The organism is Pseudidiomarina fusca (assembly GCF_032227045.1).
GTDB lineage: Bacteria > Pseudomonadota > Gammaproteobacteria > Enterobacterales > Alteromonadaceae > Pseudidiomarina > Pseudidiomarina fusca.
The window spans coordinates 40,746-65,828 of the sequence record NZ_JANFPJ010000001.1; the positions used below are offsets into that span (position 1 = coordinate 40,746).

Below are 25,083 nucleotides of genomic sequence, written 5' to 3' on the forward strand. Positions count from 1 at the left end.
AACTGATAGCTTCCAGCTCATAAGAGTCACGTTTCACCGAACTCTGTGAGCTGGATTCATTTTTATCGACCGGTTAGCCACAGCATTAAGCTATAGAAAAGCGCAATAAAACCGCTAACTATCGCAATATAAATAAAGCCTCGCAGACCTTGCTTGAAGGTCCAGCCATTAACCCGTAAGTAGATAAACCAAGCGATGCTCAGCACCAACGGAATTAAAAATAAGAGGCGGATCATGGCGTGTCTCCATTTTGTTGCTGGTGTTGATGCCACAAAGCTAAGTCGCTAGCAGCCTGTTGTGCTTGTTCAAGCAGGGGATCAAGTTTCACGATTTGGTCAGCAACTTGGTCAATAGCACCTTGCGCCATACTTTCTTCTAGTTGTTTTGCCACCAAATGAATTCTGGTTAAACCTAAGTTCGCTGCAGCACCTTTAAGTGAGTGAAAAAAGCGTCGAGCTTGATCATGTTGCCCTTTACTTAAAAACTCGACAATTTTTTGCGGTGCTTGTTGGTATTCCTCAGTTAACCGCTCCACTAAACTTTGATAAAGCGGAATATTATGTCCGAGGCGGTCTAGCGCGCTAGCAAAGTCGATATCTCGGTGATTGGGATAACGTTGACGGCTGTTGTTGCTTACCGCAGTAGGCGTTGTTGTGGGCTGAGCTGATTGAGCTGCATAATCACCGCGTACACACCACTTATTAATGGCTTGTAATAATCGTTGCTCATCGATAGGTTTGCTAATGTGGTCCTGCATACCAGCGGCTAATGAGCGTTCAATGTCCTCGCTACTGGTATTGGCAGTCATGGCTATAATAGGCAGCTGCTGGTAGGAATACAATGCGCGAATTTTTTCGGCGGCGGTTAAGCCATCCATAATTGGCATTTGTATGTCCATAAATACCAAGGCATATTGCTTTTCGGCTACCTTAGCAACAGCCTCTTGGCCATTTCTTGCTAAGTCTACGACTAAGCCGGCATGAGTCAGCATTTCTTTGGCAATAATCTGATTAATATCGTTATCTTCTACCAGTAACACAGGTGCATTGCAGAGATCACATGGTACCCCTTGGTGAGGCTGCATGGTGGTTTCCGTTGTAAGTGCTAATGCCGAACATAACACTCGCAGCAGTGCTGAACTGGTGTAAGGTTTAACAATGTACTCAGCCACGCCAAGCTGTTTCGCTTGAGCTATCATGTCTTGAGCATGATAGCTGGTAGCAAGAATTAAGCGAGGTGCTTGTTCTGGTTGGCGCAACACGTTCTGACAGAAGCTTAAACCGTCCATACCTGGCAACTGCCAATCGACAATAACGGCATCAAAGTCTTCTTGTTCGAGCCACTGCAAGGCTTCTTCCGCACTTCTACAGGTGGTTACTGCCACCGCATAACTGCGTAATAGCTCCGTGAGCATTTCGCGGGTGGTTAAATTATCCTCAATGGCCAGAACCCGTTTGCCCTGTAATCGAGCTTGCAAAGATTCATGACCGTTTTGATTAAACTCAGTTTGCGTGGGCAGACTCAATTCCAAAAAGAAAGTTGAGCCCTGACCGACACTACTCAATACCCCTAAGCCGTGGTTATTCATCAGTTTTACAATGCGCTGGCTGATTGCCAAGCCCAAACCAGTACCACCATATTGGCGAGTCGTCGAAGTGTCAGCTTGGGTAAAAGCATTAAATAACTGAGCGCGTTGCGCTTCGTTCATCCCAATCCCAGTATCAGTGACTGAAATACGTAGGTAGACATCCTGATCGCTGCGGTCAAGCAGGGTTACAGCTACGACAATTTCACCGTGCTCGGTGAATTTGATGGCGTTACTCACCAAGTTAACTAGCACCTGATTAAGCCGCAGTGGGTCACCAATCAAACGCTTAGGAATGTTGGTGGGGAGGTTAATAATAAACTCTAGATTTTTATCGTAAGCGCGATAGGCAAACATATCCGCTAAGTTACTGAGTACTTCTTCTAAATCGAAGGGGATATGTTCAATACTGAGTTTGCCGGCCTCTATTTTAGCAAAGTCGAGCATGTCATTAACAATGCCCAGCAAGGTCTTTGACGAGTTTTCAATAGAGCGCAAATAGCCGCGTTGTTGGTCGTGTAAGTCAGTTTTTAAGCAGAGCTGGGTCATCCCCAAGATGGCATTGATAGGCGTGCGTATTTCATGGCTGACATTAGCTAGGAATTCACTCTTGGCTTGGTTGGCTGCTGCCGCTGCTTCAAGTTCTTGCTCTTTAATAGCAATCCGTTCGGCGTCTTGCTGCGTATGAGATGCCGCAGTTACTTTGCGCCCCAGCCGCTTTAGCCAATTCAAAGTTGTCATGGTAGGTTCACCGTATGCGCTACTAGTCTTGGTATGATGCCACGAGTTAGGCACTGTGCCAATGGTGGTAGTTGCTATACTTTCATAGACTAACGAGCGATAAAGCTTTAGTATTTCGGGATGTCGTTCAACCTTATGAGCAAAATTAAACCCAACTGCCGTTGCATGCTTTTCTGCAGGTTTCGTGCGCACACATCGTTGGCTTTAACTTTGCTCGTTTAAGCAAGGCAGGGAATTATTTTGCAGTCACAATTTGCCACTAGCGTCGCACTGTTAGCGACCGCCGAGAACATCGGAACCTTACGCGATATTCAGCGTGGTGTTGAACGCGAAGCATTGCGCATAACCACCCAAGCGAAATTGGCGCCAAGCCCTCATCCATTAGCTTTGGGAGCAGCGTTAACGCATCCACTCATTACTACCGACTACGCTGAAACTTTAATGGAGTTTATTACTCCAGTTAGCACTGATATTGCTATTACCTTGCAGCAACTTGAAGATATTCATACGGTTACCTATCAGCACTTAGCTGACGAGCTGCTTTGGCCATTGAGTATGCCATGTTTTGTGGGTGAAGAAAGCGACATTGTGATTGCTCAGTATGGGCAAAGTCATAGCGGCAAAATGAAGACCTTGTATCGACAAGGTTTGACTCATCGTTACGGCGGTGCGATGCAGATTATTGCTGGAGTGCATTATAATTTTTCGGTACCCGATAGTGTCTGGGAGATCCTTGCTGAGCAAGAGCAGGTGGCCTTAACCAGTGATTTTGTGTCTGCGAAATATTTTGGTTTGATTCGTAACTACAAGCGGATCTGTTGGGTTATCCCTTATCTATTTGGTGCCTCACCTGCCATTTGTAAGTCTTTTTTGCGCCATACCGAAGGCAACATGGACTTTAGTGAAACTGGCAAAGGTACTGTGTATCGGCCTTATGGCACCTCATTACGAATGAGTGACTTAGGCTACACCAATAAAGAACAAGCGGATTTAAAAATCACCTACAACTCGCTGAACGAGTATGTGGCTGGTTTGCGTCGGGCGATTTCCACACCCTCGACGGCATTTGCCAAAATTGGCGTAAAAGATGGAGATACTTATCGCCAGCTCAATGCCAATATTCTACAGATCGAAAATGAGTTTTATTCACCGATTCGACCCAAACGAGTTACTCGTGCTGGTGAGACGCCAACGCAAGCATTAGCTCGAGCTGGGGTTGAATATATTGAAGTTCGTGCATTGGATGTGAACCCCTTTAGTAATGTGGGTATAACCGCAGCGCAAATGCGTTTTTTAGATATGCTACTCATGTATTGCGTGTTAAAGCCAAGCCCGACTATGGATTGGGATGCACAGGTAGTGGCGGATAAGAATTTTAATCGGGTGGTTATGGATGGTCGTAACCCGCGCCTAACTTTGCTTGATGGTGATTATGAACGCCCGATTGCTGACTGGTTAGAAGATATTTTTGCCGACTTACAGAGCCTAGCTAAGTTATTTGATCAAGCTCATGCAACGGATGACTACACGAAGACGGTAGCTGATCAATATCGAGCCGTACTGAACCCTGAACTCACCTTGTCTGGCCAATTTATGGCGCAGTTGTTAGAACAAGGTTTAGATAACATTGAAGTTGGGATGCGCTTGGCGCACGCCTACAAAGCGCAGTTGCTAGAACGGCCGTTACAATATTTTACTGAAGCGGAATTTGAGCGCTTGCGTGAAGCTTCGCTAGATGCACAATTGCAACTTGAACAGCAAGATGAACTCACTAGCTTCAGCGATTTTCTAACGGAATACTTTGCGTCGGCGGCACAAAGTGCTGCACCCCAAGCACAAACGGACGAGATGGCATGAAGGTACGGGTAGCAGCAGGGGTAGTGGCGGCTTTAGTAGCAACTCTGTTAAGTGGGTGTGCTACACCGCCACCGAAAGAACCTGAAAATTTATGTAAGATCTTTTATGAGAATCGAGATTGGTACGATGCAGCCGCTAACATGCGCGACAAGTGGGGCGTTCCGATCCAAGTGCCGATGGCCATCATGTACCAAGAGAGCTCGTTCAAAGCCGATGCTTTGCCGCCTCGAGATTATCTGTTATGGGTGATTCCTTGGGGACGGGTCAGTAGTGCCTACGGTTATTCACAAGCAAAAACAATGACCTGGGAAGATTACGTACGCGAAACGGGAAACAGCTGGTCCTCGCGCGATAATTTTGATGATGCGATTGATTTCATGGGATGGTTTATTCATAAAAGCCACCAAGTTAATGGCGTATCTAAATGGGATGCCTACGCTCAGTATTTAAATTATCACGAAGGGTGGGGCGGCTATAAACGCGGTACCTACCGCAACAAACAGTGGTTAGTTAACACCTCAAAACGTGTCGCTGAGCGGGCCTCGCGTTACGGGGAGCAACTACGAGGCTGTGAAGAAGACTTACAACGTGGTTGGTTATGGCGTCTGTTCTTCGGCTAAAAAACGCACCCGTTTAACTAAGCTGTCAGTACTCTCGACAATCTCAATGGCGTGGCCATTGATGCGTAAGCACAACGGATATTGTGGGATATCGCCCAGCTGCTCAATGATCAGGCCACTGACAGTTTTTGGTCCATCGGTAGGCAGCTGCCAATTCATTTCTTTATTTAAATCACGAATATTGGCCACACCTTCTACCAATACTGAGCCGTCAGCTTGCAGTTGCGCCGTTTCACTCGGTGCCGGTGCGATGCTAGTAGTAAAGTCACCAACGATTTCTTCGAGAATATCTTCTAAGGTCACTAAACCCTGAATATCGCCGTATTCGTCAACGACCAGACCAATGCGCTCTTTGGCGCGCTGAAACTTCAGCAATTGCACGTTGAGTGGGGTCCCCTCAGGGATGTAATAGATATCCCGTGCCGAACGAATAATTTCAGCTTTATCGGTTTCTTGGTTGTTCTTGGTGAGCAGTTGCATGATATCGCGAGCATGCAAAAAACCAATCGCATCATCAATTTCACCGCGATACAGTAACAGTCGAGTATGTTGGCTTTGACTCAACTGTTTGATCATCGATTTCACATCATCTTGCACATCGATACCGGCGATTTCTGCACGTGGTACCATCACATCTTCCACGGTCACTTTCTCTAAATCAAGAATGCTTAATAGCATCTCTTGGTGACTACTAGGAATCATCGAGCTAGCTTCGTTCACTACGGAACGCAACTCGTCTGAACTGAGAGCGTCTTGGCTACCAGCGGCCGCTGGATTAACTCCAAGCATGCGCATAAAACCATTGGTAATAAAGTTTACTGACGCCACTACCGGATAAAGAAGCGTAAGCATAGGCTTGAGTAGCAACGAGCTAGGAAAGGCAACGCGCTCTGGATGGAGCGCAGCAATAGTTTTGGGGGTAACTTCAGAAAAAATTAATACCAGTAAGGTCAGGCCAAAAGTTGCAACAACAATACCGGCATCACCAAAGAGTCGAATACAAAGAATCGTGGCAATAGAAGACGCTGCTATATTGACTAAGTTGTTGCCAATCAGAATCAGGCCAATCAGACGATCAGGACGGTCAAGCAGAAACTGAACGCGATTTGCGCCGGGGTGTCCTTGTTGTGCTAAATGTTTTAGTCGATAACGGTTGACCGACATCATGCCAGTCTCTGAACCCGAAAAATATGCTGAGCAAATAAGTAAAACCGCCAGCATGATGACTAGGGTTGAGGTTGATATTGCGTCCAAAAAAACTTACCTGTTTTTAAAATAATTAGGTCTAATTTAATCACCCCACTGATCAAGTCAAGCAGATAGCGTTGAAATGCGGTGAATAATGCGTATGGGTAGTAAATTTGCGTTAATGATTACATCGAAAGCAGAATATCTCTCACCATGCGGCTACCAAAATAAGCGAGTGTCAGAATACCGCTACCAACCACACTAGCGATAACTAAGCTGCGTCCGCGTACCTTTCTAACACGATGGAAAAATAGCACCATGGCATAGATGATTAACGCGATGAAGGTAAGGATGGTTTTGTGAGCTTGACCTTGTTCAAACATGTTGTCGAGAAAGATAAAGCCACTGCTAATCGCCAACAACAACATCAAGGTACCGGTAGCAACCAACCGAAAAAAGTAGCGCTCTACGGTCATGAGTGGCGGAAAGTAACCCGTTAGTAAGTTACTACGGTGATGTTTGAGTAAATAGGTAAGATAGAGAATTTGAACCGCGTACAAACTCGCGAGTACTAATACTGCGTAGGCCAGTAGTGAAAGGACGATGTGAATGGCTAGACCATTCGCAATATCAACGCTAGCACCCCAATTAACCGGGCTAGCTACCATCAGCACCAGACTGACTGCGGCAAAAATGTAAATGATAGGACGCAATAGCAGGCTGTTGGCACGCTTATTCTTAACTAAAGTGAGCGCGCTCAATAAAAACGCTACGGTGCTTAAACTGCTGGTTATATTCAAATGATCAAAGTCGTCACTTTTCAGGTAGCTCCATAATAAGCCTGCATGACAAAGCAGTGCCGCAAACGGCAATAACCACTGCCAGCGTACCGCCTGAGCACGGGTGAGGCCTCGCCACACCACAATGGCGCTAACCACATAGAGAGCTAACGTAATTAAAAGCAAGATAATCATAGGTATCATCAGCATTGAAACAAGTAAACCTAGTATATGCATTGTTGTTGCTAAACCCAATAGGATCAGGAAACTTTGCTTGAATTAAGATATACTCGGCGCAATATGGTCAACAACCCAGATAGAAAGTGGATGCATTGGCATGTTTGAAAATTTAAGTGAACGTTTATCCCAGTCGTTACGCAACATCAGCGGGCGTGGTCGATTAACGGAAGAAAACATTAAAGAAACCTTGCGTGAAGTGCGAATGGCACTGCTCGAGGCCGACGTGGCGTTACCGGTGGTGCGTGAATTTGTCGCACGGGTAAAAGAACAAGCTGTGGGTGCTGAGGTGAATAAAAGCCTGACGCCAGGGCAAGTGTTCTTAAAAATTGTTCAAAAAGAGCTTGAGCATGCGATGGGGGATGGCAATGTCCCACTTAACCTAGCTACGCAGCCGCCGGCCGTGGTGTTGATGGCTGGCTTACAAGGTGCGGGTAAAACCACCAGTGTGGGTAAGCTAGCGCGCTATTTACGCGAAAAGCAAAAGAAAAAAGTGTTAGTGGTGAGTGCGGACGTCTACCGTCCTGCAGCGATTAAGCAGTTAGAAACCCTAGCAGCGGAAGTTGAAGTTGAGTTTTTTCCATCAGACATAAGTCAGCAGCCTGTTGCCATTGCCGAGGCTGCCATCGCGCATGCCCGCAAAAAGTTTATGGATGTGGTGTTGGTGGATACTGCCGGACGAACCGCAATTGATGAACAGATGATGGCGGAAATCAAACAGTTGCATGCGGCCATCAAGCCAATTGAGACGCTGTTTGTGGTAGATGCCATGACTGGTCAAGATGCGGCAAATACCGCAAAGGCGTTTAGCGAAGCGCTGCCATTAACCGGGGTGGTGCTGACTAAAACAGATGGTGATGCTCGCGGCGGTGCTGCTTTATCGATTCGTCATATTACTGGCCAGCCCATTAAGTTCTTGGGGGTTGGCGAAAAGAATACTGCGTTAGAACCGTTCCATCCTGAGCGGGTAGCTTCGCGAATTTTAGGGATGGGCGACGTGCTCTCCTTGATTGACGAGCTAGAACAAAAAGTTGATAAAGCAAAAGCTGAGAAAGTAGCCAAAAAGGTCATGAAAGAAGGTAAGTTTTCGTTAGAAGACTTCCGTGACCAGTTGGCGCAGATGCGTGATATGGGCGGCATGATGGGGCTGATGGATAAATTGCCGGGGATGGGCAATATGTCAGCACAAATGAAAGGCCAACTTGACGATAAAGTAACGGTTCGGATGGAGGCTATCATCAACTCCATGACTCCGAAAGAGCGAGAGCATCCAGATTTAATCAAGGGCTCTCGCAAGCGTCGAATCGCGACTGGGTCTGGTACTCAAGTGCAAGACGTGAACAAATTGCTGAAGCAATTTATGCAGATGCAAAAGATGATGAAGAAAATGAAAGGTGGCGGAATGGCAAAAATGATGCGCGGCCTAGGTGGCATGGGTGGTAAATTACCGCCAGGCATGTTCCCCAAACGCTAGACAAAACTTGCATTTCGCACAAATTTCGGTAAAATTGCGCGGCTCTTCGACCTAGGTCGGAGCTTTTACTATTTACTTAACATTAAAACTGTATCGAGGAACGTAATGGTAACCATTCGTTTACAACGTGGTGGCGCTAAAAAACGCCCATTCTACCAAATGGTAGTTACTGACAGTCGCAATGCCCGCGACGGTCGTTTTATTGAAAATGTAGGCTTCTTCAACCCACTAGCTCGTGGTCAAGAAGAAACCTTACGCGTAGATTTAGATCGTGTTGACCACTGGGTTGGTACTGGCGCGACTTTATCTGAGCGTGTAGCTAAGTTAGTTAAAGACGCTCGCAAAGCGGCTTAATTTTTATTGCGCATTAGGTAGCTATGAGCACAACATCTGAAACAGTAGTACTTGGTCAACTTGGTGCCGTATACGGTGTTAAAGGTTGGCTTAAGGTGCAAAGCTATACCGACGATGCGGAAGCCATTTTTACATACAGCCCTTGGCAAATTGTAATCCAAGGCAAGCAGCAAACAGTCACGGTCGAAGAATGGCGTCGACATAATAAAGGACTGATTGCGAAGTTGGCTGGCATTGAAGATCGGGACCAAGCTCATTTAATGACTGGTGCTGACATCATTATCCCAGCAGAACAATTGCCAGAATTGCCAGCGGATGAATTTTACTGGCGCGACCTGATTGGTATGACTGTAGTGAACACTGACGGTTATAACATGGGGGTAGTTGACCAGATTATGGCCACAGCATCGAATGATGTGATGGTGGTGAAAGCGAACAATAATGATGCGTTTGGTCGCACTGAACGTTTGATTCCGTTTATTCAGAGTCAATATGTGCAGTCAGTAGATAAAACAGCTCAGCGCATTATTGTTGATTGGCCGTCGGATTTTTAATGACTAAACAATTACAGGTAGGGGTGATTAGCCTTTTTCCTGAAATGTTTCAAGCCATTACCGACAACGGTGTGACCGGCAGGGCGGTTCGTGACGGGTTATTGGATATTCATCTGATTAATCCGCGTGATTTTACCCACGATCGGCATCGTACCGTTGATGACCGTCCCTATGGAGGCGGGCCAGGCATGTTAATGATGGTGCAGCCGCTCACTGATGCGATTGCAGCAGCCAAACAGCAGCTTGGGGCCGATGCTAAGGTGATTTATTTATCACCTCAAGGTCGCAAGTTGGATCATGCTGGAGTTAAGCAATTAGCTCAGTATAGCCAACTTATCCTAATCGCCGGTCGCTACGAAGGCATTGATGAACGAGTGATTACTCGTCATGTTGATGAAGAATGGTCGATTGGAGATTACGTGTTAAGTGGTGGTGAATTACCGGCCATGGTGTTAATTGATGCTGTTGCTAGAATGATTCCTGGAGTTTTAGGACATCAAGATTCAGCTAGCGAAGATTCTTTTGCCACCGGGTTGTTAGATTGCCCACACTACACACGACCAGAAGTTTTAGATGGTGAGGCGGTTCCTGCTGTATTGCTCAGCGGTAACCACGAAAATATACGCAAGTGGCGTCTACAACAATCACTAGGTCGTACCTGGTTAAGACGTCCTGAATTAATTAATCACCTAGCTCTGACTGACGAGCAGCGGCGACTTTTAGATGATTTTATTGATCAACAACAAGTTGCAACTGATAACGAATCGGGCAGTTAATCTAGGCAAGTGAGGCTATTATGGCAAAAGTTAGTCAGAATTTGATCAAAGCGATCGAAGACGAGCAATTAAAAACCGACCTGCCGGCGTACGCGCCAGGCGATACAGTGGTCGTTAATGTTAAAGTAACTGAAGGTAACCGTGAGCGCGTTCAGGCATTTGAAGGTGTGGTTATCGCAAAACGTAATCGTGGCTTACACAGCGCAGTAACCGTTCGTAAAATCTCTAACGGTGAAGGCGTTGAGCGTACTTTCCAAGTACACAGCCCAATCATTGATAGCATCGTAGTTAAGCGTAAAGGTGCGGTTCGTCGCGCTAAGCTTTACTACCTACGTGAGCGTTCAGGTAAATCTGCACGTATCCGTGAGAAGTTGTCAGCTAAATAAGCTAGCTCAAGCTTATATCGAAAAACCCGCCGCTGGCGGGTTTTTTTATGGTACAAATAAGCACATGATTCACTCCCCCAATAATGCATGAGGTAGCCTTCCATGTTAGATCCACAGCAGCACTTGCAGCAACTGCGCGAGGCCATTGATAACACCGATAGTGAATTGGTTCAGATCCTTCTTAAACGCAGACAACTTGCAGCAGAAGTGGGGGTGGTGAAACGCCAATTAGGGCAGCCATTGTATGTTCCCGAACGAGAAGCAAGCATGCTGGTAGCGAAGCGCAAACAAGCGGAGCAAGCTGGACTTTCTCCCGATCTTATTGAAGATGTGCTGCGCCGCATTATTCGCGAGTCTTATCAACAGCAGCAAGCGGCAGATGTGCATTTAAATGACAAGACAGTAGTGATAGTTGGTGGTAACGGGGCGCTGGGGCAACTTTTCGTACGTTTATTTAGCTCTGCTGGCGCTAAGGTACTCATACTAGATAAAGACGATTGGCAGCACGCCGAGCATTTTTGCGAGCAAGCAGATTTAGTGCTGATATCCGTGCCTATAGCTCATACCTTGACTGTTATTGAAGCATTACCCAGCTTGCCTCCAGGTTGTATTTTGGCAGATTTAACCAGTGTAAAGCGGCAACCCTTGAATGCCATGTTGGCCAAACATAGTGGCCCTGTTGTGGGCCTTCACCCAATGTTTGGCCCCAAACAAGTCACCCTAGCTAAGCAGTTAGTGGTGGCCTGCCATGGTCGTGATGAAGACCAATACCAATGGCTATTAGCAAGCATTGAACGCTGGGGTGCCCATATTAAGGCGCTCACAGCAGCAGCACATGACCAAGCGATGGCGTTTGTGCAGGTACTGCGACACCTATCTAGTTTTGTCTATGGTTCGCATTTAGCCGCAGAACAAGCTGATCTGCAGCAGTTATTAGATTTAAGTTCACCAATCTATCGCCTCGAGCTGATGATGGTAGGGCGTCTGTTTGCCCAAGATGCCGAGCTGTACGCCGATATATTGCTGGCTGAGCCGAATAATATTGCTATGTTAAGGCGTTATGTTCAGCGTTTTGAAATGGAACTAAAGCGGCTCGAACAAGGTCGTAAAGATGAATTTTTACAAGAGTTTACTCGTGTGCGCGAGTATTTTGGCGAATTTGCCGAGCGCTTTTTAAGCGATAGCCAGCGGCTGTTAGATACCGCTGGCGATAGCCATCAAATCAGCTAATTGGGTGGGAGATACCGGTTTAGTCAGCTGATGTTTGATTCCAATCGTTTGGCATTCTGCGCTTATTTCGGCTGTGCTATGGCCGCTGATCATGGCTGCTAGAGGGGCGTCATCACCTAACTCCGCAACGATTTTGCAATAGGCTTCAAGGCCAGTGAAATCCGGTAACTCTTGGTCTAGGAGAAGCAAAGCAGGCCGTTCAGCTAGTGTTTTAGCAACAGCCTCGGAACCAGATTGAGCGGTAATAATTTCGACAGAATAATGACTTAACATAGCTTTGAGCACTTCAAGCGAAATAAAGTCATCATCAACTACCAAGACTTTGGCGGGTGCTGAGTGAGCGTTTGCTGCGGTCATTGGGTACTCCTATGATTGATTGTTGTTACTAGCTATTGAACAGAAGGAAAGAAGAAAATGCAACGGGTAAAAATTTGGGACGCATTCGTGAGGCTTAATCACTGGCTGATGGTCGCTTTAGTGGTAGCGCTTTGGTGGACCGCCGAGCAGGGTGAAATGGAACGTCACTTACAGTTGGCTGGCATATTGGGCGGTTTAATCGTTGCACGCATACTGTGGGGCCTTTTCGGTAGTGAATCAGCACGCTTTAGTCGCTTTGTAAAAGGCCCTGCTGCAGTCGTTGAGCACTTCAAAGAATTAGGGCAAGGACAGTATCAACCAGGCAATACTCATAATGCAGCTGGCGGCTGGGCGGTCGTTGCTCTACTGCTAGTATTGTTGGTGCAATTTACCACAGGGTTATTTGCCGATGATGAGATTTTCTTTAGTGGCCCGCTGGCTAGTGCTGTAAGCGGTGACTTGTCAGATTTTTTAACGGGTATTCACAAAGATAACTTTAATGTGTTGATTGCTGTTGTGGTGTTGCATGTTGTCGCAATTATTCTCTATCGCTTACGCGGCATTAACTTAGTTGCGGCCATGATTCACGGCAAACGAGAAGGGGTAGCAGCGCCGCGTTTGGTCAATGCTTGGTGGGCAATAATAGCGGCAGCCGCACTGGCTACCGCATTCTATTTCTTCATTAACTAAGTATTGGTTTAGTCTTTGTATTGGTCGTGGCAGGCTTTGCAGTTTTTCGCCGCGGCCATAAAGGCTTTGCGAATATCACCTTGGTCACCAGACTCCGCTGCCGCAGCTAAGGCTGCAGCGTCTTGTTGAAATGACTCGGCGCGCTGCATAAAGTCGTCCCAATTATCCCAAATGGCAGGTAAAGCATCGCTGTTATTACCTGGCATTGCACCAGTTTGGCTAAAGCCAATCCAAGGCATAGCGCTTAAGGCTGAAAAATCTGCCGCTCGAGCTTTAAAAATTTCACCATCAAATTCCATATCACCTTTCACCATATCGCCAAGGTAAGCAAAGTTATTTTGCATGAGCGAGAGTGCTTTTTGACGATATTCTACGGCTTTATCGGCATCATTAAAGGCATGTTGTGCTTGCACCGGGCTGAAAGCTACCGCACCAAACACTACAATGCCGCTTAGACATGACCACAGAGCTGATTTTAAACGCATAATAATCTCCTTGATTTTAGCTATTTAACGTTTGCAGTACGCTTTTCATCCCTAAATGGATTGCACACTGATAAGACTCAATTTACTGTAGCATGATAATAATCACAAAACCTTATTAAGGGGAACCAGATGAAAGGGAATAATCACCTAAGTAAACTGGCGTTGGCACTATGCGCAGCCTTACCGGCTACTGTCATGGCATCACAAACAACGCCAGTACAAGGGTTACACGATCACAGTTCAAGTTTTGTGGCACTGCAAAATGCTACAGTTGTTACTGAGCCAGGAAAACAACTTAAGAATGCCACATTAGTTATCCGCAATGGTAAAATTGAATCTATCTTAACCAATAATCAAGCTCCTGCTGGCGCTCGGGTTGTAGATGCGAGTGGTCACACGATTTATCCTGGATTCATTGACGCCTACAGCGACTACGGTTTGCCTAAAGCGAATGGTGGTGAACGTGCGCCTTATCGCAGTCAACCACCGCAATACAACAACAAGCGTGAAGGTGGTAACGCAGCGAACGATGCAATTCATGCTCAAGTAGATTGGGTGGATTCTTTCGCAACCTCAAGTAAAGATGCTAAAAGCTACATCGAACAGGGCTTTACGGCGGTTCAATCAGCTCGCTTAGACGGTATTTTCCAAGGGCAAGCGACCACTGTGTCACTAGCCGATACGATTGCTAATAATGCCGTGTACAATGCCAAAGCACGACATTTTGGTTCGTTCGATAAAGGCTCATCAAAGCAACAATATCCATCTTCTTTAATGGGCTCTATTGCGTTGATTCGACAAACTTTGTCTGATGCTGCCTGGTATGAAGACGCAGCTGGCAAACAAGCTTACAACGGCCCGGTAGAATATAATGCCGCACTGGCAGAATTAGCTCCCATAGAGCAAGAAGGCATGGTTTTTAAAGTGTCTGACGATAAAGACTTGCTGCGTGCCTATGATGTCTTTAGTGGATTTAAAGTTCCTGTAACTTTTGTTGGCTCTGGTTTTGAATACGCTCGTTTAGATGCGATTAAAGCAACTCAAGCACCAGTCATTCTTCCTCTTAACTTTCCGGCAGCACCGGAGGTAAAAGGAGTGGATGATGATCTTGATGTGAGTCTTGCTGACTTACGTCATTGGGAGCGTGCGCCGGGTAATGCTGCTGCATTAGCGCAAGCTGATATTGACTTCTCTTTTACGTTACACCAATTAAAGAAGGCTAGTGACTTCTGGCCTAATTTACGTAAAGCCGTAGCCCACGGGTTATCTAGCGACAAAGCCTTGGCCGCGCTAACAACCGTACCAGCACAAATTGCTGGGGTTAGCGATAAAGCAGGAAAATTGGCTGCAGGTTATATGGCCGACTTTGTGGTTGTCGAAGGCGATTTGTTCGTTGATGGAACCATTAAATCAGTTTGGCTACAAGGACAAGAAGTTGAGTTGGAGCCACTGCAACAAGCTGATTTTGCCGGCAACCTCACTCTTAACCTTGCGGATAGTGAGGTAAGTCTTGAACTCAAAGATGGTAAGCGGCCATCTGGCAAGCTCAAAGTAGGGGACGAATCCGTTGCCTTGAAAGATCTTCGTCGCACGGAGTCGACCTTAGAATTCGTAGTCAACACTGCACTGTTGGATCAGACAGGTGCTTGGCGCATTCGTCTCGATCAAACCGCTGCTGATAGCTTTACCGGTGTGGCTATAGCTCCAAATGGCTCTAGCCTACCAATCAGTGCTAATCGTGCCGCTGCAGCAGAGCCCGCTGCAGAAAAAGCAACCACAACTCAAGCGAATTATGTGAGCCGGTTAACCTTCCCGAATGTGGCGTACGGTTTAGATGCTTTGCCTGAGCGTCAGAATGTACATATTAAAAATGCGACCGTGTGGACCGCCGATGAAGCGGGCGTCCTCGAAAATACTGATGTGTTAATTCGTAATGGTGAGTTTTACAAAATTGGTAAAGATCTTGCGACGCCATCCGGGTATACCCTGATTGACGGCACTGGCAAACATGTGACGCCAGGCATTATTGATGAACATTCACACATTGCTATTGAAGGCGGCGTGAATGAGGGATCAGAAGCGATCACTGCTGAAGTGCGAATTGGTGACGTGGTTAATCCAGATGACATCCACATTTATCGCTCGTTGGCAGGCGGTACCACCATGGCGCAACTACTTCATGGCTCAGCGAACCCTATGGGTGGACAGGCGCAAGTTATTAAACTGCGTTGGGGAGCAACGGCCAACGACATTAAATTTGATGCAGCGCCACCAAGCATTAAATTTGCGTTGGGTGAAAACGTGAAGCAAAGCAACTGGGGCTCGGCTTACACCGTACGTTATCCACAAACGCGTATGGGCGTTGAGGCAGTTATGCGTGATGGCTTTATTGCTGCACGTGAATATCAACAACGTCGCGATGCCTACAACAAGCTAAGCCGTAAGGAGAAGGCGCGTACTGCACCACCACGTCCAGATTATCGCTTGGAGACCTTACTTGAAATCCTCAATAAAGAACGATTTGTTCATGCGCACTCGTATGTGCAATCAGAAATCTTGATGTTATTGCGCTTAGCTGAGGAGTTTAACTTCACGCTAACCACCTTTACCCACATTTTGGAAGGCTACAAAGTTGCTTCAGAAATGGCCAAACATGGCGCTGGTGCATCGACCTTTGCTGATTGGTGGGCATTTAAGTTTGAAGTTTATGATGCCATTCCTTACAACGCCTGTCTGATGGCTGACAAAGGCGTGTTAACCAGCATTAACTCGGATAGTAACGATTTGCAGCGGCGCTTAAATACTGAAGCAGCGAAGTCTGTAACCTACTGTGGTATGTCAGAGCATGAAGCTCTACAAATGGTCACTTTGAATCCTGCTAAGCAACTTAAAATTGACCAATACGTAGGTAGTATCAAAACCGGTAAGCATGCTGATTTTGTGATTTGGAGTGGTCATCCATTAAGCGCTTACTCGCACCCAGAACAAACTTGGATCAATGCTCGTAAATACTTTGATCGTGAGTACGACCAGCAGTTGCGGGCGCAGTTGCAGCAAGAAAAGCAAGGCCTGATTCAGAAGGTATTAGGTGCCACTGATGAAGAGCGTCAGGGGAGTGCTAATGGTTACAAACCACAGCAGCCAACCTGGCACTGTGATGACAATCATGATGTCTGGAGCGATGCTTATACCGCTCATGGTGAGCACATCCACATCAACCATTCGCACACTCAGGCTGAATAAGGAGAGCAACGATGAAAAAATTAGTAACAGCGGTAGTTGCCGCCAGTTTAAGCGTTGCTGCATCAGCACACGATATGGTGCCTGGCAAAGCACAGCAACAGCCCATTTTACTGCAAGGTGGCACCTTGCATACAGTGACCAATGGGGTACAGCAAAATACTGATTTGCTGTTTGAAGATGGCAAGATCACAGCCATTGGCAACGATTTAACAGTACCAGCGAATGCTCGTGTGATTGATGTGAGCGGACGTCATGTTTATCCGGGTTTAGTTGCCCTAGATACCACGCTAGGTTTGATTGAATTAGAGGCAGTGCGTGCTACGAACGATATGCGTGAAGTTGGCCAAATCACTCCTGAAGTAAGTGGTCATGTGGCTTACAACCCTGATTCGGAAATTACTCCAACGGTGCGTTTTAACGGCATCACTCATGCCCAAATCGTACCACAAGGTAATTTGATTGCGGGGCGTTCAAGCTTATTGCAAACCGATGGCTGGACTTATGAAGATGCTGCGGAAGCACTCGATGTGGGCGTGCATGTCAATTGGCCACGAGCAGGGCTTAATAATGCTTGGTGGGAGCGCCGTTCAGCTGATGAGCAGCGTAAAGCCAATGCCGAGGCACTAAAAAAATTAAAGCGTGCCTTTACCGACGCGCGGGCTTATTTTGAAGCGAAAAAGGCTGGTCAGCTGAATGGCACAGATGTGCGCTGGGAGGCTATGCTTGGGTTGTTTGCTGGTAGCAGCAAACTGTTTGTGCATGCCCACGACAAACGCCAAATGGAACAAGCACTTGAATTTGCTAAAGAACAAGGCTTTGACTTGGTATTGGTGGGCGCCCGTGATGCGTGGCGTATCGCTGACCAACTAGCGGCAGCTGACGTGACTGTTGTTTACGGCGAACCCTATGGTTTACCAAGCCGTCATGACGAAGCTTATGACCAGGCCTATAGTACGCCTGCATTATTAGCAGCAGCTGGCGTTGATTTTGCCTTGGCTTATTCTACGGGCTTCTGGGATGTGCGTAATTTAGCATTTGCCGCAGGTAATGCGGTAGCTTACGGCCTCGATAAAGAACAGGCGTTAGCAGCTATTACGATAAAACCAGCAGAAGTCATGGGCGTTGCGGATAAAATCGGCTCGTTGGAAGTTGGAAAACAAGCGTCGTTGATTATTTCGCAGGGCGATGTCATGGATCATTTGGGGCAAAAAATTCAGCATATGTTTATTGATGGTGCTGAAGTAGACCTAAACAATCGACATAGACAGTTGTATCAGAAATATCAGCAAAAGCCTTGATTTTAAAGGGCTGACGTATAAAAAAGAGCTCCATCTGCAAAGCTGGAGCTCTTTTTATTTAAATAGCTGTTATGGGTGCGATAAAGTATTGTAATGTGCAGCGCAAGTTGGCAGTATCTTGCTATTCATAACAGTTGAAGAGGACGTGCAGATGCCTTTACATCGCCAATTCGCCAATGATGGCAAAGAACTCATTATTGCCATCAAAGGCAAATTTGACTTCAGTTTAGTGCAAGAATTTCGCCAATCCTATAGCGATATAGGGGACCAACAGCCCACCGTATTTATAGACCTGCGTGAAACTGAATATTTAGATAGCTCAGCGTTAGGAATGCTACTGAATATGCGCAAATCCCTTGGTAAGTCAGTGAAATCTATCCATGTGATTAACTGTCGACCAGAAGTGCGTAATATTCTTGATATTTCGCGTTTTGATAAGCTTTTTGTAATTGAGTAAGTTCCTTGTATACCAAGGTTATGGCACCGTCCTTGTCAGCAACGAGTGAAATGAATAGCCGCACAAACTCAGCTGCAGCAGCTCCTTTGTGGGTACTGCAGGATGGGTCGGCTAATGCTCAGGCCTTATTGCAGCGTTTACAGCAGTTGGGTTACCACGTGGAGGTGATTCAGCCAGCGCAGTTGTTAACAACAGAGGTTACTGTGGTTCCTTTGGTTGTTATCGTTAATGAAACGCGCGAAGCATTGCTATCTGAGTGGTGGCAACAGGTATCCAGTTACCTGCGTAACTCGGCTTTATTAGTGTCGGATAGCCAGGCCTTGGTACAGAATCATGCACACAAATTTGCGTATGTAGCCTCTTATCACGATGTTGATGACGTGTTGCGGTTGAAAATTCAGTTATTAACTAACCAGAGTTGTTACCGCCAGCAAATAGTGGAGCTCAAACAGGCACTGTCTTGGCATAAGGCGCGGGTAGACCGAGAACATCAACTGGTTGAGCATATCTTTCAGAATGCTCTTAGTCGTAACTACCTGGATTATCCTCACGTAAATACTTATTTAACGCCGGTGTCCAAATTCAATGGCGATCTTTGCTTAATAGCTCCGGGGCCGTTGGGGAATTTGTACATGTTAATGGCGGATTTTACCGGTCATGGTTTAGCACCAGCAACAGGAGCCTTACCGTTGTCGCAGGCGTTTTTTGCGATGTCAGATCGCGGTGTTTCGGTCGCAGAGATGGTGACTGAATTTAACTTTCGGTTAAACCGGTTACTCCCTAACGATATGTTTTGTGCCGCAATTTTACTAGAATTATCAGCCAATGGTGAACGCGTCACTTATTGGAATGGTGGCATGCCAGCAGCCTTGGTCTGTGATCAAGCAGGAACCGTGTTACGGCGCCTAGATCCGCAGCATATGGCGCTAGGGGTGTTAGATGATGATGATTTTGATAGCCGTGTCACCACATTTAGAGCGGCACCACATAGTTCCATCGCCATGTTCACTGACGGTGTGATAGAGTTACTTGGCCATCAGCAAGAGTTTCTTGGGGCTGATGCGCTTGAAAAAATGCTAAGCCAGTATCCTAACACAGAGCGCTTTAATGAGCTGGTCAACGAACTTGAACATTTTCGTGGCGAAACGCCATTACGCGATGACCTATCGTTAGCTATTCTTTATTGCCGTCCCACCGGTTTAGGTGAAGTTAAGCCAGAGCCGGATATGCAAAGTTTACCTTTCAAATTAACTAGTGAGCTCCACCCTGAGCAGTTACGAAGCATTGATCCGGTCAGTAATTTAATGGCGGCGCTAAGCCAATTACCCCTATTACGACGGCATCGTACCACTATCTATCTGTTGTTAGCGGAAGCCTTTAATAACGCATTAGAGCATGGCTTATTGGGGTTAGACTCGGCACTGAAGAGCCAGCCAGAAGGGTTTGCTGAGTACTATCAACAACGTGCCGATAGGCTCAATGCACTTCAGCATGGCTGTATCTTGGTCACCATAGAGCTTCAAGCGAGTACTAAGCAGCTCAAAATCACCGTGGCTGACAGTGGTGATGGCTTTATCGCACCCCCAAGTGAGCCCTGCGTTAGGGTGGCAACGGAACAGAGTTACGGGCGAGGATTAGAGCTATTACGACAGATGACAACTGATTTACAATGGAACCAGGCGCAGCGCGAAGTCTCTTTTACCTACAGCATGTAGTCGACAAGTTTGCATGGCTTTGCCATTACATCTTATCCAAACTTAACCACCAGCGAATTTAACCTTGTAGCCCTGTTGTTCTAACCACTGTTTGGCGCGCTCACGCTGATCGCCTTGCAGTTCGATCGTGTCCTGCTTTACAGCACCGCCAACGCCGCAATGCTTCCGTAAGGCAGAAGCCATATTGGCCAACAATTCTGGCTGCTTGGGAAGATCTAGAATAACGGTTACCCCTTTACCTTTACGTCCTTTTGTTTGACGTTGCAAACGTAACGGATAATCGCTCGGTTGTACGCTAGTTTCATCGGCTTCTGGATTACTTTCAGCGGCTGTGTCCGTGAGTTTAAACCCCAGCCCCTGTAACTGATCTTGTAAACTACTCACCTTCACCTCGAACTTGTTACTAGTGAAAACTGCCAAGTTGATATATATTTTAGTTATAACGAATGCGGTTATAAAACCTTAAATGCTATGAGGTGTCTATGAAGTTACAACAGCTCCGCTATATTGTGGAGATATTAAACCACAACTTAAATGTTTCAGCGACCGCAGAAAGTTTGTATACCTCTCAGCCGGGTATTAGTAAACAGGTAAGAATGCTAGAAGACGAATTAGGAATTCAAATATTTGCCCGCAATGGCAAGCTGCTAGATGCCGTCACCCCAGCGGGCCAAGAAATTATCAAAATTGCACAGCAAATGTTAGCTCATACGGATGCCATCAAGGCAATTGCGGCAGAATACACCTTACCTAATCAAGGTAAGCTCCATATTGCTACAACCCATACCCAAGCTCGATATGCTCTGCCAACCATGATCAAAGCTTTTACCAAACGCTATCCGCAGGTAACTTTGCACATGCACCAAGGGTCGCCAGAACAAATTAGTGAGGCGGCAGCCAAGGGTAAAGCGGATTTTGCTATTGCGACCGAGGCGTTACACCTCTATCAAGACCTGATCATGTTGCCGTGTTATCACTGGAATCGCTCGATTATTGCCCCACCAGATCATCCTCTAGGGCAACTAGCAGAAGTGACCCTTACTGATTTAGGCAACTATCCCATCATTACCTATGTGCATGGTTTTACTGGGCGCTCCGAGTTGGATAAAGCATTTAATCAAGCGGGTATCAGACCCAACGTGGTATTCACGGCAACCGATGCCGACGTGATTAAAACCTACGTACGAATGGGCTTAGGAGTAGGCGTGGTAGCAAGTATGGCGGTAACTAAAGAGCAAGATAGTGATCTGATATGTTTACCAGCACAGCATTTATTTGCGCCTAGCACCACTAAAATAGGCTTTCGTAAAGGGACTTTTTTACGTAGCTACATGTACGATTTTTTGGAAGGTTTTGCGCCCCATTTGAGTCGCAGTAAAGTGGATGAGGCCATGCAAAAACGTTCACAAGAAGAAATAGATAGAATGTTTTTGCATACCCAGTTACCTACTTGGTAAAGCGTCTGTGCGCAGCATTAAGTGAATTCATGCTGCGCACTATTGAGCTAGTTAGGTTTGGTCATTAGCACTCGATGATATTTACCGCCAAACCGCCGCGAGCCGTCTCTTTGTATTTGGTTTTCATATCATTCCCTGTATCCCACATGGTTTTGATGACTTTATCCAAGGACACTTTATGATCGCCGCTACCACGCAATGCCAACCGCGCCGCATTTATAGCTTTTATCGATCCCATTGCATTACGTTCAATACAAGGAACCTGCACTAAACCGCCGACCGGGTCACAGGTAAGCCCGAGGTTATGTTCCATGCCTATTTCTGCAGCATTTTCTACGGCACTTACGCCGCCACCCATGAGCTCGGCCAAAGCTCCGGCTGCCATCGAACATGCAACACCAACCTCGCCTTGGCAGCCCACCTCGGCGCCAGAAATCGAAGCGTTCTTCTTGTATAGAATGCCAATTGCCGCAGAAGTGAGTAAAAAGCGCACCACGGTTTCTTCATCCAAAGGGGCAATGAACTTGTCGGCATACTTCATCACCGCCGGAATAATTCCAGCTGCGCCATTGGTGGGCGCAGTCACGACTCGTCCGCCTGCTGCGTTTTCTTCATTCACCGCTAACGCAAATAAGTCCACCCAGTCCATCGCTTGCATGGGGTCTGTTGATTTTTCATTCTTCAGACGTTGGTAGAGGCCCGGTGCACGCCGACGTACTTTCAAGCCCCCGGGTAAAATGCCTTCGGTGCGGATGCCGCGGTCGATGCAGGCATCCATGGTATGCCAAATGTGCATCAAGCCACTACGAATATCGGCCTCACTGCGAAATACTTTTTCGTTTGCCAACATCAGCGAACTAATCCTTAGCCCGTGTTCATGACATAGCTTGAGTAATTCATCACAACTATCAAATGGATACGGAATAGGTTTGCTTGATTGCTCAATAGCTTCTTCTAAGCTGTCGTCAAAATCAGCATCTCGGACAATAAAACCACCACCAATAGAGTAGTAGAGATCTTTGTAGATCACCTCGTCTGCGCGATACAGCCGTAGTTCCATTGCGTTAGCATGACGTGGCATGGTTTTGCGACGGTGGAAAACAATCGCCCCGGTAGCAGGGAACTTCACCGGATATTTGCCTAGTAAAGCCAATTCTTGAGTGGTTTCAGTTTGTTGTAAAAACTCATCAACTTTGGTGGTATCTACGGTTTCAGGTTGCTCTCCGGCTAAGCCAAGGATCACGGCTTTACCTGTACCATGGCCTTTTCCGGTTTGCCCGAGTGAGCCAAATAGTTCCACCACAATGCCATCCGCTTGTTCGAGGCCTACGGCTTGTTCTGCTGCTAATAAAAATTCGTAAGCAGCCCGCATGGGGCCCACAGTATGAGAACTTGACGGGCCGATGCCAACTTTGTAGATATCAAACACGCTAATCATAAATAGGTTCCATATTTAAAATTTAATCATTTAAAGGGCGATAGAATAACTTACGTTCAGGGTAAATGTGGTCTGCTAACTCACGTAACATACCTGCCGTGGCGCCCCAAATATTTCTTTGTTGATAGGGGATAAAGTATACCTGATCGTAAATAAAACGCTGTAGCCGATACACATAATGTTGATGTTGATGCAGCACATCTTGTAGCGGCACGGTAAAAATTTCCGCAACTTCGCGTTGCTCAGGGACAAAGGGTCGTTGGGGCGTGATCAAGCCTACATAGGGGCGGATCAGAAAATTACTAATGACGGGATAATCTTGTAGTTGCCCCACAATCGTTACATCTTCTGGGTGTAAGCCTATTTCTTCGTGACTTTCGCGTAAGGCGGTGGCCAATAAATCTTGGTCTTGAGGGTCTTGGCGGCCGCCAGGAAAGCTAATTTGTCCCGCGTGATTACGCAATTGCGCACTGCGCTGAGTTAAAACCACATGCAATTGGCCATGCTGTTCTAACAAGGGAATCAGCACCGCTGCCGGGCGTAGTCGTTTGAGCACAGGCCGCTGCAGTGGCTGTCGGTGATGGAGTTGGAAACGCTGCAAAAACTGTTGCCGATTCATGTCTGTGCCTCTGGTTTTGGGAGAGCGCTTAAGACTGGCAAAATTCGCGCAACCTTATCAAAGGTTTCTTGATATTCGCTGGCGCATTCAGAGTCGGCAACTAAGCCGCCGCCGGCCCAGCAATGGATGGTACCGCTATGACTATTACCGGGCTGTGTATGAGTTGCTACTAAGGTGCGTATAGCAATACTGGTGTCAGCTTGGCCATGTTGTGAAAAATAACCAAAGCTACCGCAATAGTAACTGCGCCGATGAGGCTCTAACTCTTCAATAACTTCCATGGCGCGGATTTTGGGCGCGCCAGTAATAGAACCACCAGGAAAGCATTGTCCCAGTAGTTGCAGGCCTTGATTTGCCTGCGCTAACTTACCAACCACGGTGCTGACCAAGTGATGCACAGCAGGGTAAGACTCAATGGCGAATAAGCGAGGCACTTTGACCGAGCCCGGCAAACAACAGCGACTTAAATCGTTACGCAATAAATCGACAATCATGACGTTTTCTGCTCGATCTTTACTGGCTTGCTGTAGCTGGTCAGCTAAGAGCTGATCTTGAGCAGGATCTGGATGACGTGGCCGAGTGCCTTTGATCGGTTTAGTCTCTACGTCACCCGCAGGTGAAATAGCTAAAAAGCGCTCAGGCGATAGTGAGAGTAGAGCTCCCTCAGGCAACTGCATATAGGCAGAATAGGGAGCATTATTGTGGCTTCTTAAGGCTTGGTACGCAGCCCAAGTCGAGCCTTGAAAAGAAGCGCTAAAACGCTGAGCTAAATTCACTTGATAGCAGTCGCCAGCACGTAGATAAGCTTGTACTTGAGCAAATTTTGTCGCATAGCTAGTGGCGTCCATATTGGCTTGCCAGTCACCCGCCAACCAGAATGATGCTGGAGTTTGCTGTTGGCAATGTTGCTGTGCCGTTAGCCAGAAGTCGGTTAATTGCTGTACTTGGGCGGCTGGCGCTAGCAAGTAAGTATCACCACTACTGCGCTGTTGCATCAGGGCTTGGTGATAAACGCCAACATTCAGATCTGGTAGTTCAATGTCTGCCGTTGCTAAGCTGGGCAACTGTTCTAAAGCGCGGCCACAGTCATAACTCCAAGCCCCAGCAAGGCCCCCTTGAAAGGGTAAAAAATCGGGACCAGTATAGGCTGGTACTTGGGCTAACGCTTGCGCCAATTGCTGCGGCCAAGCCTGGCTATTGGTTACAGTGGTCACCGGTTGACGAAAGATCATATCCCATTGCGCTTGAGCATTATTACAACTATCTAGCAAGAGTGCCCAAGGCTCGCTGGCGCAGTAGCTAAAAAGCTGCGCTAAGGTTAGTTTAATCGGAATTTTTACGGCAACTAACTTCAAACTGATAACTCCTGTAACTTATTCGCCGCTAGCATAGCATAAAGTCGTAGTCTGCAAGCATTAGCAAAACTGGTCAGAGCCGTGACAAAAGGCTATCATACCGTCAACTTTACGTTACCTGCCGCAACTCCGAAGAGTTCCTTGCCCGCGTTCTATTAAGCTAGCTCGAGCAAGGATCAGAGAGGTGG

Annotated in this window: 24 protein-coding genes; 14 read left to right on the forward strand and 10 right to left on the reverse strand. The window is 46.8% G+C overall.

Annotated features, from left to right (window positions below; genetic code table 11):
* Nucleotides 1-62: 62 nt before the first annotated feature.
* Entirely contained in the window at nt 63-236 is a 174-nt protein-coding gene (locus NOG12_RS00260) for a hypothetical protein (protein WP_181394933.1), read from the reverse strand.
* Nucleotides 233-2,518 carry a response regulator gene (locus tag NOG12_RS00265; protein WP_313932096.1) on the reverse strand — a complete coding sequence of 762 codons (2,286 nt, stop codon included), beginning with the start codon at nt 2,516-2,518 and terminating at the stop codon, nt 233-235. Before NOG12_RS00265 ends, NOG12_RS00260 begins: the two co-directional genes overlap by 4 nt.
* Before the next feature lie 48 nt (nt 2,519-2,566).
* Between NOG12_RS00265 and gshA the strand changes: the two genes are divergently transcribed.
* Nucleotides 2,567-4,183 carry a glutamate--cysteine ligase gene (gshA, locus tag NOG12_RS00270; protein ID WP_313932097.1) on the forward strand — a complete coding sequence of 539 codons (1,617 nt, stop codon included), beginning with the start codon at nt 2,567-2,569 and terminating at the stop codon, nt 4,181-4,183.
* The gene (locus tag NOG12_RS00275; RefSeq protein ID WP_313932098.1) at nt 4,180-4,803 is read left to right on the forward strand and encodes a transglycosylase SLT domain-containing protein; all 624 of its coding nucleotides are present in this window, start codon (nt 4,180-4,182) and stop codon (nt 4,801-4,803) included. The genes gshA and NOG12_RS00275 overlap by 4 nt, the downstream gene beginning before the upstream one ends.
* On the opposite strand, the gene NOG12_RS00280 is transcribed toward NOG12_RS00275, so the two are convergent.
* Together NOG12_RS00280 and NOG12_RS00285 are read right to left on the reverse strand one after the other, a co-directional pair.
* Nucleotides 4,780-6,057: an HlyC/CorC family transporter gene (locus NOG12_RS00280; protein ID WP_110076210.1), complete on the reverse strand. Its 1,278-nt coding sequence runs from the start codon at nt 6,055-6,057 to the stop codon at nt 4,780-4,782. The genes NOG12_RS00275 and NOG12_RS00280 overlap by 24 nt on opposite strands.
* Before the next feature lie 119 nt (nt 6,058-6,176).
* Nucleotides 6,177-6,965, reverse strand: coding sequence for a cytochrome C assembly family protein (locus NOG12_RS00285; RefSeq protein WP_313932099.1), 789 nt, complete (start codon nt 6,963-6,965; stop codon nt 6,177-6,179).
* A gap of 142 nt (nt 6,966-7,107) precedes the next feature.
* Between NOG12_RS00285 and ffh the strand changes: the two genes are divergently transcribed.
* From ffh to tyrA, 6 genes are all read left to right on the forward strand, one after another.
* Nucleotides 7,108-8,481: a signal recognition particle protein gene (gene ffh / locus NOG12_RS00290; RefSeq protein ID WP_110076211.1), complete on the forward strand. Its 1,374-nt coding sequence runs from the start codon at nt 7,108-7,110 to the stop codon at nt 8,479-8,481.
* Between the two features lie 105 nt (nt 8,482-8,586).
* Nucleotides 8,587-8,835: a 30S ribosomal protein S16 gene (gene rpsP, locus NOG12_RS00295; protein ID WP_110076212.1), complete on the forward strand. Its 249-nt coding sequence runs from the start codon at nt 8,587-8,589 to the stop codon at nt 8,833-8,835.
* A 23-nt stretch (nt 8,836-8,858) separates the two neighbouring features.
* The gene (gene rimM, locus NOG12_RS00300; RefSeq protein ID WP_110076213.1) at nt 8,859-9,389 is read left to right on the forward strand and encodes a ribosome maturation factor RimM; all 531 of its coding nucleotides are present in this window, start codon (nt 8,859-8,861) and stop codon (nt 9,387-9,389) included.
* A complete protein-coding gene (gene trmD / locus NOG12_RS00305) occupies nt 9,389-10,165 on the forward strand; it encodes a tRNA (guanosine(37)-N1)-methyltransferase TrmD (RefSeq protein WP_110076214.1) in 777 nt (258 codons plus the stop codon). The genes rimM and trmD overlap by 1 nt, the downstream gene beginning before the upstream one ends.
* Nucleotides 10,166-10,185: 20 nt before the next feature.
* Complete coding sequence (rplS, locus tag NOG12_RS00310) at nt 10,186-10,551, forward strand: 50S ribosomal protein L19 (protein WP_110076215.1); 366 nt, start codon at nt 10,186-10,188, stop codon at nt 10,549-10,551.
* Nucleotides 10,552-10,653: 102 nt separating this feature from the next.
* On the forward strand, nt 10,654-11,781 hold the full coding sequence (tyrA, locus tag NOG12_RS00315; RefSeq protein ID WP_313932100.1) for a bifunctional chorismate mutase/prephenate dehydrogenase: 1,128 nt from the start codon (nt 10,654-10,656) through the stop codon (nt 11,779-11,781).
* Here tyrA and NOG12_RS00320 read toward each other — a convergent pair.
* Entirely contained in the window at nt 11,746-12,138 is a 393-nt protein-coding gene (locus tag NOG12_RS00320) for a response regulator (protein WP_313932101.1), read from the reverse strand. The genes tyrA and NOG12_RS00320 overlap by 36 nt on opposite strands.
* 57 nt (nt 12,139-12,195) lie before the next feature.
* Between NOG12_RS00320 and NOG12_RS00325 the strand changes: the two genes are divergently transcribed.
* A complete protein-coding gene (locus NOG12_RS00325; RefSeq protein ID WP_110076218.1) occupies nt 12,196-12,828 on the forward strand; it encodes a cytochrome b/b6 domain-containing protein in 633 nt (210 codons plus the stop codon).
* Nucleotides 12,829-12,836: 8 nt separating this feature from the next.
* On the opposite strand, the gene NOG12_RS00330 is transcribed toward NOG12_RS00325, so the two are convergent.
* On the reverse strand, nt 12,837-13,313 hold the full coding sequence (locus NOG12_RS00330; protein ID WP_313932102.1) for a c-type cytochrome: 477 nt from the start codon (nt 13,311-13,313) through the stop codon (nt 12,837-12,839).
* 129 nt (nt 13,314-13,442) lie between these two features.
* Here NOG12_RS00330 and NOG12_RS00335 point away from each other — a divergent pair, with 129 nt between their 5' ends.
* The 4 genes from NOG12_RS00335 (at nt 13,443) to NOG12_RS00350 (ending at nt 20,026) form a co-directional block, all read left to right on the forward strand.
* Nucleotides 13,443-16,556 carry an amidohydrolase family protein gene (locus NOG12_RS00335; protein WP_313932103.1) on the forward strand — a complete coding sequence of 1,038 codons (3,114 nt, stop codon included), beginning with the start codon at nt 13,443-13,445 and terminating at the stop codon, nt 16,554-16,556.
* 11 nt (nt 16,557-16,567) lie between these two features.
* Nucleotides 16,568-17,854, forward strand: coding sequence for an amidohydrolase family protein (locus tag NOG12_RS00340; protein WP_153826755.1), 1,287 nt, complete (start codon nt 16,568-16,570; stop codon nt 17,852-17,854).
* 151 nt (nt 17,855-18,005) lie between these two features.
* Nucleotides 18,006-18,311 (forward strand): STAS domain-containing protein, encoded by a 306-nt coding sequence (locus tag NOG12_RS00345; protein WP_110076222.1) that lies wholly within the window; start codon nt 18,006-18,008, stop codon nt 18,309-18,311.
* A gap of 50 nt (nt 18,312-18,361) precedes the next feature.
* A complete protein-coding gene (locus tag NOG12_RS00350; protein ID WP_313932104.1) occupies nt 18,362-20,026 on the forward strand; it encodes an ATP-binding SpoIIE family protein phosphatase in 1,665 nt (554 codons plus the stop codon).
* A 42-nt stretch (nt 20,027-20,068) separates the two neighbouring features.
* Here the strand turns inward: NOG12_RS00350 and NOG12_RS00355 are convergent, their stop codons facing one another.
* Nucleotides 20,069-20,410 carry a translation initiation factor gene (locus NOG12_RS00355; protein ID WP_258306620.1) on the reverse strand — a complete coding sequence of 114 codons (342 nt, stop codon included), beginning with the start codon at nt 20,408-20,410 and terminating at the stop codon, nt 20,069-20,071.
* A 98-nt stretch (nt 20,411-20,508) separates the two neighbouring features.
* Here NOG12_RS00355 and cysB point away from each other — a divergent pair, with 98 nt between their 5' ends.
* Entirely contained in the window at nt 20,509-21,483 is a 975-nt protein-coding gene (gene cysB / locus NOG12_RS00360; protein WP_110076224.1) for an HTH-type transcriptional regulator CysB, read from the forward strand.
* A 64-nt stretch (nt 21,484-21,547) separates the two neighbouring features.
* Here cysB and NOG12_RS00365 read toward each other — a convergent pair whose 3' ends face one another.
* The 3 genes from NOG12_RS00365 to pabB are packed head-to-tail and all read right to left on the reverse strand — an operon-like array spanning nt 21,548 to nt 24,901.
* The gene (locus NOG12_RS00365; RefSeq protein ID WP_313932105.1) at nt 21,548-22,921 is read right to left on the reverse strand and encodes an L-serine ammonia-lyase; all 1,374 of its coding nucleotides are present in this window, start codon (nt 22,919-22,921) and stop codon (nt 21,548-21,550) included.
* Nucleotides 22,922-22,943: 22 nt separating this feature from the next.
* Nucleotides 22,944-23,540: a CoA pyrophosphatase gene (locus tag NOG12_RS00370; RefSeq protein ID WP_153826758.1), complete on the reverse strand. Its 597-nt coding sequence runs from the start codon at nt 23,538-23,540 to the stop codon at nt 22,944-22,946.
* Nucleotides 23,537-24,901 carry an aminodeoxychorismate synthase component I gene (gene pabB, locus NOG12_RS00375; protein WP_418055290.1) on the reverse strand — a complete coding sequence of 455 codons (1,365 nt, stop codon included), beginning with the start codon at nt 24,899-24,901 and terminating at the stop codon, nt 23,537-23,539. The genes NOG12_RS00370 and pabB overlap by 4 nt, the downstream gene beginning before the upstream one ends.
* Between the last annotated feature and the right edge of the window lie 182 nt (nt 24,902-25,083).